General features: G+C 73.9%; 13 protein-coding genes. 2 read left to right on the top strand and 11 right to left on the bottom strand.

Annotated elements, in window-relative coordinates:
- Positions 1 to 148: 148 nt before the first annotated feature.
- Together ACFZBX_RS32155 and ACFZBX_RS32160 are read right to left on the bottom strand one after the other, a co-directional pair.
- Positions 149 to 1,300 carry a cytochrome P450 gene (locus tag ACFZBX_RS32155; RefSeq protein ID WP_391537330.1) on the bottom strand — a complete coding sequence of 384 codons (1,152 nt, stop codon included), beginning with the start codon at positions 1,298 to 1,300 and terminating at the stop codon, positions 149 to 151.
- Positions 1,301 to 1,546: 246 nt separating this feature from the next.
- Positions 1,547 to 2,308 (bottom strand): thioesterase II family protein, encoded by a 762-nt coding sequence (locus ACFZBX_RS32160; protein ID WP_391537331.1) that lies wholly within the window; start codon positions 2,306 to 2,308, stop codon positions 1,547 to 1,549.
- Between the two features lie 263 nt (positions 2,309 to 2,571).
- Here ACFZBX_RS32160 and ACFZBX_RS32165 point away from each other — a divergent pair, with 263 nt between their 5' ends.
- A complete protein-coding gene (locus tag ACFZBX_RS32165; protein WP_391537332.1) occupies positions 2,572 to 3,492 on the top strand; it encodes an AEC family transporter in 921 nt (306 codons plus the stop codon).
- Between the two features lie 51 nt (positions 3,493 to 3,543).
- Here the strand turns inward: ACFZBX_RS32165 and ACFZBX_RS32170 are convergent, their stop codons facing one another.
- Positions 3,544 to 5,283 carry a glycoside hydrolase family 3 protein gene (locus tag ACFZBX_RS32170; protein WP_391537333.1) on the bottom strand — a complete coding sequence of 580 codons (1,740 nt, stop codon included), beginning with the start codon at positions 5,281 to 5,283 and terminating at the stop codon, positions 3,544 to 3,546.
- Positions 5,284 to 5,368: 85 nt separating this feature from the next.
- Complete coding sequence (locus tag ACFZBX_RS32175; protein WP_391537334.1) at positions 5,369 to 6,658, bottom strand: MFS transporter; 1,290 nt, start codon at positions 6,656 to 6,658, stop codon at positions 5,369 to 5,371.
- A 97-nt stretch (positions 6,659 to 6,755) separates the two neighbouring features.
- Between ACFZBX_RS32175 and ACFZBX_RS32180 the strand changes: the two genes are divergently transcribed.
- Positions 6,756 to 7,409 carry a TetR/AcrR family transcriptional regulator gene (locus tag ACFZBX_RS32180; protein ID WP_391537335.1) on the top strand — a complete coding sequence of 218 codons (654 nt, stop codon included), beginning with the start codon at positions 6,756 to 6,758 and terminating at the stop codon, positions 7,407 to 7,409.
- A 63-nt stretch (positions 7,410 to 7,472) separates the two neighbouring features.
- Here ACFZBX_RS32180 and ACFZBX_RS32185 read toward each other — a convergent pair whose 3' ends face one another.
- The 7 genes from ACFZBX_RS32185 to ACFZBX_RS32215 all read right to left on the bottom strand — a co-directional run bounded on the left by ACFZBX_RS32185 (position 7,473) and on the right by ACFZBX_RS32215 (position 15,732).
- Entirely contained in the window at positions 7,473 to 7,934 is a 462-nt protein-coding gene (locus ACFZBX_RS32185; protein WP_391537336.1) for a hypothetical protein, read from the bottom strand.
- Positions 7,927 to 8,301, bottom strand: a complete 375-nt coding sequence (locus ACFZBX_RS32190) for a hypothetical protein (RefSeq protein ID WP_391537337.1) — start codon at positions 8,299 to 8,301, stop codon at positions 7,927 to 7,929. Before ACFZBX_RS32190 ends, ACFZBX_RS32185 begins: the two co-directional genes overlap by 8 nt.
- A 35-nt stretch (positions 8,302 to 8,336) precedes the next feature.
- On the bottom strand, positions 8,337 to 10,358 hold the full coding sequence (locus ACFZBX_RS32195; protein WP_391537338.1) for a hypothetical protein: 2,022 nt from the start codon (positions 10,356 to 10,358) through the stop codon (positions 8,337 to 8,339).
- Between the two features lie 18 nt (positions 10,359 to 10,376).
- The gene (locus tag ACFZBX_RS32200) at positions 10,377 to 12,281 is read right to left on the bottom strand and encodes a dipeptide ABC transporter ATP-binding protein (RefSeq protein WP_391537393.1); all 1,905 of its coding nucleotides are present in this window, start codon (positions 12,279 to 12,281) and stop codon (positions 10,377 to 10,379) included.
- A gap of 5 nt (positions 12,282 to 12,286) precedes the next feature.
- Positions 12,287 to 13,129: an ABC transporter permease gene (locus ACFZBX_RS32205; protein WP_391537339.1), complete on the bottom strand. Its 843-nt coding sequence runs from the start codon at positions 13,127 to 13,129 to the stop codon at positions 12,287 to 12,289.
- A complete protein-coding gene (locus ACFZBX_RS32210) occupies positions 13,126 to 14,085 on the bottom strand; it encodes an ABC transporter permease (RefSeq protein WP_391537340.1) in 960 nt (319 codons plus the stop codon). Before ACFZBX_RS32210 ends, ACFZBX_RS32205 begins: the two co-directional genes overlap by 4 nt.
- An 81-nt stretch (positions 14,086 to 14,166) precedes the next feature.
- Complete coding sequence (locus tag ACFZBX_RS32215; RefSeq protein ID WP_391537341.1) at positions 14,167 to 15,732, bottom strand: ABC transporter substrate-binding protein; 1,566 nt, start codon at positions 15,730 to 15,732, stop codon at positions 14,167 to 14,169.
- Positions 15,733 to 15,763 lie beyond the last annotated feature (31 nt).

Genomic DNA, 15,763 nt, shown 5'->3' on the forward strand with positions numbered 1-15,763 from the left:
CGCGGGGGGGGGCGGCGGCGGGGGGGGGCCGCCCCCCCCCCCCCCCCCCCCACCCACACCCCACCCCCCCCCCCCCCGGGGGGGGGGGGGCGGGCCCCCCCGGGGGGGGGGCCCCCCCCCCACGACGGGTCCTGTTGGAGGCCTGGCGCTACCAGGTCACGAGCAGTTGGTTCAGCTCCGGCAGCGGCGACGGCATGGCCGGCCGGATCTCGTCGATCGGGACGGCCAGGCGCAGGTCGGGAATCCGGCGGAACAGGGTCTCGAACGCGATCTCCAGCTGGACCCGGGCCACGTTCATGCCGAGGCACTGGTGGATGCCGTGACCGAAGGCGATGTGCTGGCGCGCGGTCGGACGGGTGAGGTCCAGCACCTCCGGGTCGGCGAAGACCTTCTCGTCGCGGTTGGCTGCCGCGTTGGGGACGATGACGCCCTCGCCCTTGCGGATCAGCGTGCCGCCGATCTCGACATCGGCCGCCGCCACCCGGGGCAGGAGGTCGAGAACGCTGAGGTAGCGGAGGAGCTCCTCGACGGCGCCGGGGACGGCCTCCCGGCCGCTGCGCAGGACCGCGAGCTGCTCGGGGTTGTCCAGCAGGGTCGCCGTGCCGATGTTGATCATCGACGTCGTGGGGGCCACGCCCGCGACGAACACCACGAACGCCAGGTTGGCGAGCTGCTCCCGGGTGAGGTCGCCGGGCTCGACGAACTTGGCGATCAGGCGGCTGAGCATGTCGTCGCCCGCCTTCTCCGCCTTCTCGGCGACGACCTGGGCGAAGTACTGGTGCATCGCGACGAACTGGAATCCGACCGCCGCCTGGGCCTGGGCGATCGGGTCCGGGGCGACACCGCTCTCCTGCACGGCCGCCATCTGCTGCTGCATCAGCGCGCCGACCGTCTGGGCCACCGAGGCCTGCATGTCGGCGCTCGACATGCCGAGCAGCTCACAGGTCACCCGCTCGATCAGCGGCGTCGCGAAGGCCGCGCCGAGGTCCGCCGGGCGCTCGCCGGCCAGCAGGGCGTCGATCAGCTCATCGGCGTGCTGCTGGATCGCGGGACGCAGCTCGTTCGCGCGGCGCACCGAGAACTCGCTGATCAGCATCTTGCGGAAGGCGGTGTGCTGCGGCGGGTCCATGGTCGGCAGGGTCGGGAAGTTCCTCGTCCCTTCCATGATCGCGGTGTAGAGCGGGTAGGACGGGTTGGTGATGTCCGAACTGAAGTTCTTGTGATCCAGCAGTACGGCCCGCGCGTCCTCGTAGTCGGTGATCACCCAGATCAGCTTGCCGTTGTAGATCCTGGCGCGCACCGGAGACCGCTTCGCCCTGATCTTCGCGTATTCAGCAGGCGGCTGGAACGGACACGTCCGAATAATCGGGAAGTCCATTTCCGCGTTGATTTCCGTGTCGGTCATCTGCTTGATTCACCTTTCCCTGCGCAGGCCTGTGGCGTCGGCAGGCTATCCACGCATCCACCCCTATGGAAACCCCTGCCCGACGCTCCCGTTCCCCTACGAAATCAGTGGACTTGAAACCCCCGGACCGGAATGACCCCGTCAGGAGGCCGGCACCGGGGCGAGCCGCTCGCCGATCACCTTCAGGACGGCTTGCTGCTGCGCCGCGAGGAAGAAGTGACCGCCGGGAAAGACCTCCAGGTCGAACTCGCCCGAGGTGTGGTCGCGCCAGGCCCCGGCCTCCTCCATCGAGGTCCTCGGATCCGCGTCGCCGGTCATCACGGTGACGGGGCAGGCCACCGAGGCGCCGCCCTCGCAGCGGTAGGTCTCGATCGCCCGGTAGTCGCTGCGGAGCGCCGGGAGCACCATGCGCAGCAGTTCCTCGTCGCCGAGGACCCGGGCGTCGGTCCCGCTCAGCAACTGCAGCTCGCGCACGATGCCGTCGTCGTCCCTGGAGTGCACCGACTCGTCCCGGGTGCACGACGGAGCCCGCCGCCCGGAGGCGAACAGGCGCACGGGCGTCACACCGAGCTCACGCTCGATCCTGCGGGCGACCTCGAACGCGAGCGTCGCGCCCATGCTGTGCCCGAAGAGGGCCAGCGGCCCGTCGCCCCAGACGTCCGTGGAGCGGAAGATCAGCTCGGCCAGGGCGGGGATGTCGTCGATACCCGGCTCCGTCCGCCGGTCCTGCCGACCCGGGTACTGCACCGCCAGCACGTCGATGCCGGGCGAGAGCGCGGCCGAGACGGGAAAGAAGAAGCTCGCCGATCCCCCCGCGTGCGGAAAGCAGACCAACCGCACCCGGCTCCGCCCGGCCGGGTGGTAGCGTCGGAACCATAGATCGTGATCAGCCGTCCTGGTCATGCTCTCCCAGTTCCTCTCTGCCGTGAAACCCTGTCCTCTGGACGGCCCCGATCGGCCGTGCACAAGGTCGTCCATCAGGATTTCCGCCGAATCCGACCAGCCGCAACCCCTTACCCATTCGGTCGGTTAGGGGCCGCGCTAGGGGTGCACCGTCCCCGGGGCCGCGATGCGGGAAGGCCCGCACCGGAAAGACGACTCGACGCCCGTGCGCTTTCCGCGCGGCCTCCGGAATACCGGGCCGACGGATATGCGGAGAGGAAGCCATGCCCAGCCTGCATCCGCTGCTGTCCGGTTTCGCCCCGGTCTGGGCGCTGACCGGGGTGGGCTACCTGGTCGGGCGCGGTGGGCTGCTCGGTGGGCACGCGGAGCAGGTGCTGAACCGTTTCGTCTTCCATGTGGCCATGCCCGCCGCGCTGTTCCTGCTGATCGGCCGCACTCCGCTGGACCGGTTCGCCAACGCCTCGATGGTCGCGTTCACCGCGGGCACGGTGGTGGCGGGCGGGCTCGGGCTGCTCGTCGCGTACCGGCTGTTCGGGCGGGGGCTGCCGGAGCGGACCGTCGCCGGTATGGCGGCCGGGTACGTCAATTCGGCCAATCTGGGCATCCCGGTGGCCACCCAGGTGCTCGGCGACGCCTCCTTCGTCGGCCCGGTGGTGCTGTTCCAGATCCTGGTGGTCACCCCGGCGGTGCTGACCGTGCTGGACTCCGGGCGCGCGGGCCTGCGGGCGGCGCTCACGCTGCCGCTGCGCAACCCGATCCTGCTGGCGGTGGGGCTCGGTGCCATGGTGTCGGCGACCGGGTGGCGGCCACCTGCCGAGCTGAATCGTTCCTGCGAACTGCTCGGCGGCGCGGCCGTGCCGACCGCGCTGGTGGCACTCGGCCTCTCGCTCTGCCACCCGCCCGCCGTCACCGGTGCCTCCCGTTACCTGGAGGTCGGGACGACGGTCGCCCTCAAGACCGTCGTCCAGCCGCTGGCGGCCTGGGCGGTCGGCGCCCTGGTGCTCGACCTGCCGCCGCGTCAACTGCTCACCGTGGTGCTGTTCTCCGCGCTGCCGTCGGCGCAGAACGTGTTCATCTACGCGCGTGAATACGGCCACGGCGCCGCCCTCGCCCGGGACACGGTGCTGGCCTCGACGCTGGTGTCGATGGCCACCCTCTCCGTGGTCGGGTGGGCGCTCGGCTGACACGCGTACGGCCCGCCGCCCGGCAGGCGGCGGGCCGTACGGGAAGCGGGGTCAGCCCTCGTAGCGCAGGCCGTGGCCGAAGCGGAACAGCGGGTCGGCGGTGTCGAACGGCACGTCCGAGCGGCTGGCCTCGACGGCCGCCATCGAGGACGGCAGGTCGAACGGCAGCGAGCCCTGCGGCAGCTCCTCGCCGAACAGCACCTTCACGAAGGCGCCCTCCGCCGCACCGAAGTTGACCGTCAGCGACGCGGCGTGGCCCACGATGCCGGTCAGGATCGCCGGCCGGTCCAGGTAGACGTCGACGACCGTCGGCACGGCCGCGCAGATCCGCCGCACCCGCTCGATCTCCTCCGCCGGGAAGTCGAGCGAGCCCGCGTGGAAGAAGGACTCCAGGGTCCCCTCCTCCCCGCGCGGCTCGAACGGCGCAGACAGCCGCAGCACCGCCACGTCCGCCTCCTCCGGCGTCGCGACGAGCGCCGCCCGGTCGCCCAGCGCCTCGGCCGACAGGCCCTCCGCGTAGACCTTCAGGCCGCCCGGGGCGAGCGGCAGCCGGGCCGGGCCCTCGGCGGCGTTGGCCAGCAGGACGGACGCGGCCGCCTGCGCCGCCAGGCCCTCGGCGCGCGCCTCGGCGGCGCCCACGATCACGTCGGCGGCGTCCTCGTCCACGTACGGCCGGTCGAACAGGCCCAGCCGGAACTTCTCGCGCAGCAGCCGGCGCGCCGCGGCGTCGACGCGCTCCTCGGTCACCTTGCCGGCCTTGACCAGGTCCACCAGCACCTGCGGGCGGAACTCGCCGCCGAACTGGTCCACCCCGGCGTCCAGGGACTTGAGCATGCGCTCCTCGTAGGTCAGCTCCTCCACGCCCCAGCAGGTGTTGGCGAGGATGCCCCAGTCGGTGCAGACGATGCCGTCGTAGCCGAGCCGCTCGCGCAGCAGGCCGGTGATGATCCCCTTGTTGAAGCCGAAGCCGACCTCCTCGTGCTCGGTGCCGACCGGCATGCCGTAGTAGGGCATCATCTGGGCCACGCCGGCGTCGATGACGGCCTTGAACGGTTCGAGGTGGTAGTCGAAGTTGTCGCCCGGGTAGACCTGCTCGCGCCCGTACGGGAAGTGCGGGTCCTCACCGTTCAGCTGCGGACCGCCACCGGGGAAGTGCTTGGCCATCGCCGAGACCGACTCCGCCCCGACCTCCTCGCCCTGGAGCCCGCGCACATAGGCGACGGCCAGCTCGGAGGTGAGGTCGGCGTCCTCGCCGAAGGTGGCGCTGATGCGCGCCCACCGCGGCTCGGTGGCGAGGTCGATCTGCGGGTGCAGCGCGACCCGGATGCCGACGGCCAGGTACTCGCGGCGCACCGTGTCCGCCCAGCGGCGCACCAGCTCGGGCGAGCCCACGGCGGCGAAGCCGAGCGGTTCGGGCCACTGCGAGAACGGGCCGGCCAGCAGCGCGGTGGCCGGGTTGTCGGTGAAGGAGTGGCGCGGGTCGCTGGAGATGGTGACCGGGATTCCCAGCGGCCGCTCCAGGGCGGTCCGCTGGAGGTTGTTGTACCAGGCGGCGAGGTCGCGGCCGGTGGTCGCCCAGAGGATGTTGAAGTGGTTGATGCGCCGCTCCAGGAAGGTGGCCATGGACGGCATGCCGAAGGCGCCGGGCTCGTCGAGGGCGCCGGTGCTGCCCAGCGGGTGGAACATCAGGCCGGCCTTGTCCTCGAGCGGCAGACGGCTCAGCAGGTCCTCGACGCGCTGGTCGACGGTCAGCGTCGGGTCCTGGTAGGGGAAGCGGGCGTCGGTGGTCATGGCGGGGCCTTTCTCGGTGGTGCGGGGAATCCAGGGAGCGGGGGCGGGTGCGGTCAGGCGGGCATGCGGTCAGGCGGGCATGCGGTCAGGCGGCGCTTCTGATCTTGCGCACAAGCAGCGCGCCGACCAGGCAGAACACGGCGGCGAGGCCGAACCAGAGGGAGTAGCCGGCGCCGCCGAGCAGGGCGTTGCCGAGGGGGATCACGATCACACCGGCCAGGAGCGGCGAGAGCGAGCTCGGCAGGGCGTTGGCGATGTTGAGGACACCCAGGTCCTTCGCGGTGTCGCCCTTGTCCGGCAGCAGACTGATGGCGAGCGCGGCGTCCACCGCGAAGAACAGCCCGGCACCGAGGCCGAGCACGACTTCGAGCACCAGCAGGACGCCCAGCCCGGCATCGCCCAGGAACGGGGTGACGGTGACGACGGCGAGGACGGCCGACATCAGCAGGCCGCTGCCGACCACGAACGGCTTGCGACGGCCGATCCGGTCGGAGACCGCGCCGCCGACGATGCTGGCGACCACCAGGGCGGCGACGCTCAGGCCGTTGGCCAGGGCGTTGAAGGCCAACTGTTCGTCGGTGTCGTCCATGCCGAACTCGGCTGCCAGGAATAGGGTCAGATAGCCGGACAGGGCACCGTAGCCGAGCATGATGAGGAACTTGCTGAGCCAGACCCAGCCGAAGTCCGGGTGCTTGCGCGGGTCGAAGACGAAGGACAGCAGCAGGCTGCGGAGGTTCAGCGGCTCGGTCGGCGGCTCGGTCCGGATCCGGTCCGGCAGGCGGGCGGCGAACCAGAGGCCGAGGACGAGGGCGACGGCGGCCGGCACGGCGAACCGCAGGAAGTCGTTGGGCAGCACGGACAGCAGGATCGAGCCGACGAGGATGCCCATCGGCGTGACGGCGCCGATGATGCCGGACACGCTGCCCCGCCGGGCCTCCGGGACGTGGTCGGCGACGGTCGCGCCGGCGGCGGCGAAGGCGAAGTTGCCGGCGCCCTGGGCGGCGCACCAGGCGATCAGCAGGACCGGGATGTTCGGGGCCGCGGCACAGACCGTCAGGGCCGCCGCCATGACGACCAGTCCGCCGACGAGGAAGGGACGGCGCATCCCGAAGCGGGAGGTGCAGCGGTCCGAGAGCCGCCCGGCGAGCGGCTGCGAGACCATCGCGAACACCCCGCCGGCCCCCGTCACCAGTCCGAGCTGGGCGGTGGCGGCATCAAGGCCGACCAGGTGCTGGATCTTGACCGAGAGCCCGCCCATCACGGGGGCGAGCACGGCCAGGAACATGCCGAAGTTGCCGAGGGCGAGTCTTCGGACGAAGCCGCGCGGGGCCTGCGGCCGGGGGGCCACCGCAGACGCAGGAGGGGTATCGAGCATGGGGGAGCTCCTTGGGAACCAGCCACGACGGCGTGGCGTGGGCCCAATTGCTACACACGTGTAGCTTTCTGTCAAGCAATCCTGATACCGTCCCCCCATGACCTCCTCAGGAGCCGGGGCGGTGGCGACCGGCGGCTACGCCAAGGGCCGCGCCCGCCGGGCCGCGATCATCCAGACCGCCGCCGAGCACTTCGCGCAACGCGGCTTCCGGGCCGTCACGATCCTCGACCTCGCCGCCGCCTGCGACATCTCCCGGGCCGGCCTGCTGCGCTACTTCCCCGACAAGGACGCGCTGCTCCAGGCCGTCTTGGAGGACCGCGACCGCCTCGACCGGGAGCGCTTCCGGCCCTACACCCGGCTCGGCGGCGGCCTCGGCGTGCTGCGCGGCATGGTGGACCTGGCCGGGCACAACGAACTGGTCCCCGGGCTCATCGAACTGTTCGTCCGGCTCTCCGGCGAGGCCTCCGACCCGGAGCACCCCGCCCACGCCTACTTCGCCGACCGCTACGAGCGCATCCGGCGCGGCACCGCCCAGGCGTTGCGCGCGGCCGGCGAGGCCGGGCACCTGCGCGCGGACGTGGACCCGGAGGAGGCCGCCGTGCGGCTCACCGCGCTGATGGACGGCCTCCAGGCGCAGTGGCTCTTCGACCGGTCCGTGGACATGGCCCGCCATGTGCGGGCGGCGGTGCTGGCGCTGCTCACCGAGCCGGGCGCCGCCGCCTTCGACGCGCTCACGCCGGCCGCCGACTGACGACGGGGACGCGGGGACGGCGGGAGGCGACGGGGACGCGGGGGCGGCGGTCCGGACTTCCCGTCAGACGCCCCAGAGCGCGACCCAGCCGTCCGAGCGCCCGTCGGGGGCGTGGTCACGGTCGTGCTCGGCGAGGACCGGCTCCGCCCCCGGCACCAGGATCGCGTGCACCCCGCCCTCGGCGGTCAGCACGGCGCCCGCCGAGGCGCGGAACTCCTCCGCCGTCATCGCGGCGGCGAACACGTGGCCCGACTCCTGGAAGACCACGACCAACTCCCCGGCGCCCGGAGCGAGCACCCCGGCGACCTCGGCCATCCGTACCACCCGGTCGGGGGCACCGGGGGCGCTGTAGGGCAGCTTCGCCACCACCGCGTCGTCGACGCCCGCGAGGGCGACCGGCCGCAGCGGCGCACCGACATGCTCCGCCCACCACTCGGCCAGCCCCTCGGCCGCCCGCTGCTCGGCGAGCCGCCGCTGGAGGGCGGCGCGTTTCTCCACCGCGCTCCGGCGGCGGTCGTCAAGCATCCTCACCCGGCTCGGGGTCCGGTCCGGCGCCGGGGACGGCGGCAGCCGCCGGGGCGGGCGCGCCGGCCCCCTCCTCCCGGCGGGCGCGGGCGAGGTCGGCCCGGCTGCGGGTCAGCTCGGCGACGGCGCTGATGATCTTGGACGCGCTGACGCCGATCGAGGTCACCAGACCGGCGACCGCGCTGATCGTCGCCGCCGAACCCAGGTCCAGCCCGGCGCTCTGCGACTCCGACGGCCCGGCGCTGCTGCCTTCCCGATCCACCGGTTGCAGGGCGATCACCGCCAGCAGTACCAGCATCACCGGCACGGACGTCGCCACGAAGACGATGACCGCGCGGCGCACCCAGTCGCCCCTCGACTCCCCCATGCCCGCAGCCTAGTGCGTCCGGCCGCCCGCCCGCCTCACCGTTCCCGGACGGCGATCAGCTCCCGGCCGCGCAGCGTGTACAGCACGCCGTCCTCGTCCGCCGCCAGCCGGGCGCCGCTGTACCACTCAGCGTCCACCTGGACGAGCACGGTGGCGGCGAGCGTCACCGGGTCCAGCCGGAACAGCGTCTTCTCGCTGATGCCGTACAGCCGCCCGCGCGCCACCAGCAGCCGTGGGTTGGCCGAGGTGATCGCGCGCAGGTCGGCCCTCGCACCGATCACCGGGGGTCGGCCGCGCCGGGCGGTGCGCAGATCGGCGACGAAGGCCTGCCCGTTCACCGTGATCCCGAACAGCCGGTGCCCGTGCACCGCCAGGCTGCTGATGCCCGAGCCGAAGTCGGTGGCGGTCCGCCACAGTTCACGGCCGGCCACCGGGTCCCAGGCCGCCAGGTCGCCGCGCGGGCCGGTGGCCTTGGCGTTGTCGCCGCCGAGGAAGGCCTGGCCGTGCCCCGCCGCCACCGCGCGCACCAACTGCTCCGGGCCGAGCGGGTCGACGTGCACGACGGGCCGCCCGCTGCCGGGCCGGTAGGTGACGAACGAGCCGCCGCCGGTGGTGTCGGCCTGCACGCCGAGCAGCAGCAGGCCGTGCTCGGCGTCCCAGCGCACCGCCTGCGGCCGGTTCTGGTCCTGCGGCAGCTTCGCCTCCTGGACCGGGACCTCGTCCACGCCCGGGCGGTGGCGCCAGATGCCCTGGGAGGAGTAGACGCCCAGGTAGAGGGTGCCGTCGTCGAGGATCACGGCGTCCTTGGCCTCACCGGGCACCGGGAGCTTGCGCACCGTCCCGGCGTCGAGGTCGTGCAGCGCGAGCGAGCCGTTGCCGCCGACGTAGACCCGCCCGTAACGGGCCGCCAGCGACATGCCGAGCTGCGCCTCGGCGGGCGCCCCGGCCGCCACCAGGTCGGTGGTGGTGACGGCGCCGGTCGTGGTGGACAGGGTCCAGGCGGTACCGCCCTCGGTGACGCCGGCCAGGGTGTCGCCGATCCGGCCCAATCCCCAGGAGTTGCCGTCCGGGACCGGCACCGCGAAGGCCTCCGGGCCGGCCGACCCGAGCCGGTAGCGCCAGACCGTGCCGTGCTCGGTGGAGGTGAACCAGACGGTGTCGCCGAGGCGTTGGAAGTTGGTGACGCTCTTGGTGCCGGGCACCGGGAAGGACCGCAGCACGGTGTGGGTCGCCGGGTCCAGCAGGGCGACGTGGGCGGGCTTGCCCTCGGTGGAGACGGCGAGCAGGTCGTCGCCCAGGGCGGTGATCTGGCGCACGATGGTGTCGGCGGCCAGGTCGGGCGGGGTGATGTCGGTGACCTTGCCGGTGGCCCGCTCGACGGCGAACAGCGAGGCGAGGGTGGCCCCGCCGCCGCCCGCCAGGTTGCTGCCGACGCCCAGGTAGGCGTGGGTGGCGGTGGCCTCGACGGCCCGCCCCTGGGTGGCGCCGGGCGCGGGCGAGGCGACCTCGGTGAGGACGCCGCTCGCCGGGTCGTAGGCGTACAGGCCGGGGCCGGCCGCCCGGCCCTTCTGCCGGCCGGTCGCGAACACCACGCCGTCGGGGGCGACCGCGACGTCCCGGACGTCGGCGCCCGGCACGTTGGCCAGGCCCCGCACACCGCCGCCCGCCGGGTCGAAGCGGTAGAGGTTGACGGCCTTCGGCGCGTCCGTCACCCCGAGGTACAGCACGCCGTCGTGGGCGGCCGAGCCCTGGACGAAGTTGCCGGTGGGCAGGACGGCGGTGCCGGTGACCCGGCCGGTCGGCACGTGGTAGCCGACCACCCTGGCTGGGGCCAGGTTGCGCGAGCCGATCCACAGCGTCTCGCCGGCCAGAGTGGCGCTCATCAGCGGGAAGTCGGCGTTCCCCGGGCCGAGTCCGGTCACCTCGGGGGTGCCGGCGGGGCGGCGCGGCGCGGCCGAGGCGGCCCCGGTGTCAAGGCCGGTCAGGCCGGTCAGGACGGTCAAGGAGCCCGCGCCGAGCAGGAGTTGGCGGCGGGACGGTCGGGCGGACGGCGTCATGGTGTTCCTCGGAAGGGTTCAGTGCTGCCCGGCGGCGGCCAGCAGTTCGCGGGTGTACGGGTGCTCGGGCGCGCTGAACAGCCGCTCGGCGGGGGCCTGTTCGACCACCCGGCCGTGCCGCATCACCAGCACCTCGTCACAGAGGTGGCGGACCAGCGCGAGGTCGTGCGAGATGAACACCAGGCCGATGCCGGTGCGGCGGCGCAGGTCGAGCAGCAGGTTGAGGATCTGCGCCTGGACGGAGACGTCCAGCGCGGAGGTGGGCTCGTCGGCCACCAGCACCTCCGGGCCGACCGCGAGCGCCCGGGCGATCGCCACCCGCTGGCGCTGGCCGCCGGACAGCCGGTGCGGCAGGGCATCCAGCAACTCGGGTGGCAGGCCGACGAGTTCGATCAGTTCCTCGATGCGGCCGAGCGGCAGCCCATGGACCAGCAGGGGCTCGGCGAGCGCCTCGCGGACGGTCATCCGCGGGCTGAGCGAGGCGTACGGGTCCTGGAAGACGAACTGGACCCGGCGGCGCAGCGCGCGCTCCTCGGCCGGGGCGGCCCCGTCCCAGGACCGGCCACCGACCCGGACGGTGCCGGACTGCGGGCGCAGCAGCCCGAGCAGGGCGCGGGCCAGCGTGGACTTGCCGGAGCCGGACTCGCCGATCACCCCGACGGCGCGCCCAGGCGCGGCGGTCAGGCTCACACCGTCGAGCGCGGGCGCGCCCCGGCGGCCGTAGCGGACGGTGAGGTCCTCGGCTACCAGCACCGGCTCGGCGACCGGCACCGGCATCGGCTCGACCACCGGCACCGGCACCGGCTCGGCGACCGGCACCGGGTCCCCGGCGGCCTGCGGCGCGGCGGGTTCCCCGGCGTCCGCCCGGGCCGGCGGCTCCTCCCCCGCCGTCACCGGCAGGTGGCAGGCGAACCCCCGCTCCCCGGCCGTCACCCAGCCCGGCGCCTCCCGCCCGCACCGCTCCGTCGCGGCGGCGCAGCGCGGCGCGAACGCGCAGCCGGGCAGCGGCTCCCCGGCGGCGGGCGGTCGGCCGCCGATCACGGCGAGCGGCAGTCCGCGCGGGCCGTCCAGCCGGGGGACGGCGGCCAGCAGCCCGGCCGTGTAGTGGTGCTCCGGCGCCTCCAGCAGCGCCTTCACCGGGGCGCGTTCGGCGATCCGTCCGGCGTACATGACCTGGACGGTGTCGCAGGTGCGGGTGACCACGCCGAGGTCGTGGGTGATCAGCAGGACGGCGGTGCCGGTCTCGTCGCGGAGCCGGACGAGCAGGTCGAGGATGCCCGCCTGGGTGGTGGGGTCGAGGGCGGTGGTGGGCTCGTCCGCGATCAGCAGATCGGGCCGGTTGGCCATCGCCATGGCGATCAGCACGCGCTGGCGCATACCGCCGGAGAACTCGTGCGGGCGGTCGCGGTAGCGGCGGGACGGCTCGGGGATGCCGACCAGATCGAGGAGTTCGAGCGCGCGGGCACGGGCGTCGGCCCGGCTCGCGCCGTGCACCAGGGCGGCCTCGGCGAGTTGGCGGCCGATCGGCATCCGGGGGTTGAGGTAGGCGAGCGGGTCCTGGAAGACCATGCCGATCCGCCGGCCCCGGACGGCGCGCACGGCGTCCTCGGGGAGGGCGAGCAGGTCGGTGCCGTCCAGGAGGACGGTGCCGCCGGTGGTCCGGCAGCCGGGCGGGAGCATCCGGTTGGCGGCGAGCGCGGTGAGCGTCTTGCCGGAGCCGGACTCGCCGACCAGGCCGAGGATCTCGCCGGGGCGGAGGGTGAAGTCCACGCCGTGGACCACCTCGTGGGGCCCGGCGGTGACGCGCAGCCCGGCCACCTCCAGCAGCGGTGCTCCGGTCGTCCGGGCCGCGGGGCCCGCCGGGCTCTTGGCCGTCGGGCTCTTGGCCGTCGAGGTCTTCGCCGTCGAGGTCTTCGCCGTCATCACGGTCACCGCAGCTTCTCCCGGTTGAACGAGTCGGCGAGCAGGGTCAGCCCGAAGACCAGCACGCCCAGCAGCACCACCGGCGCGAGGGCGTAACCCGGGTGCAGGAAGAGGTACTTGCTGCCGGTGTTGATCATCGTGCCGAGCGAGGGGGTGGGCGGCTGGATGCCGAAGCCGAGCACGCTCAGCCCGCCCTCGATCTTGGCGGCGTGCGCCATCGTCACGGCCAGCAGCGCGGTGGCGGCGTCGGTGACGTTGGGCAGCACGTAGCGGCGCAGCGTGCGGGCGCGCGGCACGCCGAGCACCCGGGCGGCCACCACGTGGTCGCGGGCGAGCTGGGCGAGCAGGGCGGCCCTGGCCTGCCGGCCGAAGGCGGGCAGCGCGCTGAGCACGACGGTGACCACCACGCTGCCGAGGCCGGGGCGGACGATCAGCGCGATCGCCAGGCCGAGCAGCAGCCCGTGGAAGCCGAGCAGCAGGTCGAACAGGCGCTGGACGGCCTCGCCGAGCAGCCGGTTCAGCCCGCCGAGCAGCCCGAGCAGGGTGCCGAGCACGGCGGCGGCGGGGACGGCCAGCAGGCAGACCAGCAGCTCGATCCGGACCCCGTACAGCGCGCGGGCCAGCAGGTCGCGGCCGACCTCGTCGGTGCCGAGCGGGTGGGACCAGGACGGTCCGGCGAGCGCCTCGCGGCCCTGCTGGTAGGGGTCGGCGGACAGCAGCAGCGGTCCGAGCAGCCCGAGCAGCACGACCAGGGCGACCAGTACCGCCCCGGTCCGGCCGCGCCGCCCGCGCAGCGCGGCGGGAAGGACGGGGCGCCGGCCCGCCGTACGGGCGACCGCGGTGCTCATCGGCCCTCCCCGGTACCGGCGCGGGCGATCCTCGGGTCCAGCCGGCCGACCAGCAGCTCCGAGCCGAGCTGCACGGTGACGGCCACCGCGACCGCGAGCATGATCAGGGTCTGGGCGACGGGGTAGTCCCGCTGGTTGATCGCGTCGAGCAGCAGCTGCCCGAGGCCGTGCCGGGCGAACAGCTGCTCGGCGACGACGGCGCCGCCGAGGAGTTCGCCCAGGTTGAGCCCGAACTCGACGCAGAACGGCGCGAGGCTGTTGGGCAGCACGTGCCGCAGCAGGATCCGCCGGGGCGGGGCGCCCTTGGCGATCGCGGTGAGCACGAACTCCTCCTGCCGGGTGCGCCGGAGCTCGGTGGCGAGCAGCCGGGCGAGCACCACCGAACCGGGCAGGGCGAGGGCGACGGCGGGCAGTGCCAGGTACTGCACGGCCAGGTCCGGCGCGGTGAACAGGTCCCGCTCGCCGCCGGCCGGCAGCACCCGCAGCAGCACGGCGAAGACGAAGACGAACAGCACCGCCGTGACGTACACCGGCAGGGCGAGCACGGCGGTGGTGAGCGGGTCCAGCGCCCGGGCCAGCCGGCCGCGCCGCTCGGCGGCCAGCGCGGCGCCCAGCAGCAGGCCGAGCACCAGCATCAGCAGCCCGGCGGCGATTGCGAGTTGGACGGTGGAGCCGAGGCTCTGGCCGATCATCCGGGTGACCGGTTCACGGTAGTGGAAGGAGAGCCCGGGGTCGCCGCCGAGCAGGCCGCCCAGCCAGGTGAGGTACTGGACGGGCAGTGGCCGGTCCACCCCGAGCTGGCGCCCGAGGTGGTCGCGCTGCTCCTGGTCGGCCTCGGCGCCGAGCGCGGCGGAGACCGGGTCGCCGGGGGCCAGGCGGAGCAGCAGGAAGACGGCCACCGAGGCGAGCCAGAGGGTGGCCAGGGCTCCGGCGGCCTTTCTGGTCCAGTACGGCACGGGGTTTCTCCGGGGGGGGTGGGCGGGGCGGCTGACGGCACGGGCGGGTGGCGCGGGGCGGGCGGGTGGCGGGGCGCCGGCTCAGGCGTCCCGGCGGGTGTCGGTCAGCTTCAGGTAGCCGAGCGCGCTGGTGGACACGTCCCGCACCGAGGAGGCGAAGGCGTAGGTCTCCCAGGCGTGCGCGAGGGTGATGTGGAAGGACTGCGCGAGCAGGTACTCGGACAGCTCGTGGTTGACGTCCGCCCGGGCCTGCTCGTCGGCCGCCGCGAAGGCGCGCGCCTGGAGTTCGGCGTAGGCCGGGTCGGTGACGTGCGAGGTGTTCCTGCCGACCTGGAGCGGCCCGGAGACGGTGATGCCGCTGAGCGGCGAGACGCTGACCATGCCGTGGTTGGCCACGAACAGGCCTTCCAGCGTGCCCTGCTGGATCTTCGGCTGGAGGGCGGCGTTGTCCAGCAGTTGCACGTCGACGCCGAACCCGGCCTGCTCCAGGTCGTACTTCACCAGCTCGACGAGCGAGCTGAAGACCGGCGAGTTGGCGGCGGTCAGCGGCACCCGGGCGCCCTCCGCGCCCGCCTCGCGCAGCAGCCCGCGCGCCTTCTCCGGGTCGTGCCGGTAGCGGGTGACCTGGTCCGGGGTGACGCCGGGGGTGTTGGAGGGCCAGGGCAGGCTGCTGGCCTCGGCGTGGCCGCCGTAGACCTGGGCGACGATGCGCTCGCGGTCCACCGCATACTGCAGCGCTTGGCGGACCCGGAGGTCGTCGAAGGGCTTGGAGGCGACGTTCACCCCGAGGAACGCCTGCTGGTAGGAGGCCTTGGCGGACTGCACGGTGAAGCCGGGGTTGCCCGTCAGCACCTTGAGGTCGCGCCCGGGGACGGCGCCGATCAGGTGTCCCTGCCCGGACTGGAGGGCGGAGAGCGCGGCCTGGCTGCTGGTGACCGAGCGCACGGTGATCCGCTCGAAGCGCGGGCGCCCGCTCTGCCAGTACCGCTCGTAGCGGGCGAGGTCGAGCTGGTTGCCGCCCTTGAAGGACTGCCAGCGGAACGGCCCGGTGCCGTTGACGGTGTCGCTCGCCCGGCCCTCGGCGTAGGTCCGCGCGTCCACCACCGGGTTGAAGGCGAGCGCGTCGAACAGGTTGCTGGTGGGCTTGGCGAGGGTGAGGGTGACCTCGCCCCGGGCGCTGGCCTTGATGTCGGCCAGGCGTTCCAGCAACGGCTTGACCTGGGAGCTCTTGGCGGCGCCGGCCAGCGAGAAGACCACGTCGTCCGCTTCGAGCGCGCGCCCGTCGTGGAAGGTGACGTCCTCGCGGAGCTTGAGCACCAGCTTCAGCCGGTCGGCGCTCCACTCCCAGGAGGTGGCCAGCCAGGGCACCGGCTGGAGGGTCGCCGGGTCGAGGTCGACCAGCCGGTCCAGTACGAGGTTGACGAACGCCGGGGTGTCCGGGCCGCGGTGGAGCAGCTGGGTGGGGTCGGGCGCGCTGCCGTACACGATCTGGAGGTCGGGCGCGGACGCCGCGGCGGTGCCGCCGGGGGCGGCGCCCGCGTCCGGGTCGGTGGCCGAGCGGCAGCCCGCCGCCAGCAGGGCCGCTCCGGCGCTCAGGCCGAGGAAGCCTCGTCGGGGCAGGCCGGGGAGACGGGCCGCTTCGCTCATGGTGCTGCTACCTCTTGGTGGTTGTCGGGGG

Origin of the sequence: Kitasatospora sp. NPDC008115, from assembly GCF_042957205.1 — a bacterium.
Lineage (GTDB): Bacteria > Actinomycetota > Actinomycetes > Streptomycetales > Streptomycetaceae > Kitasatospora.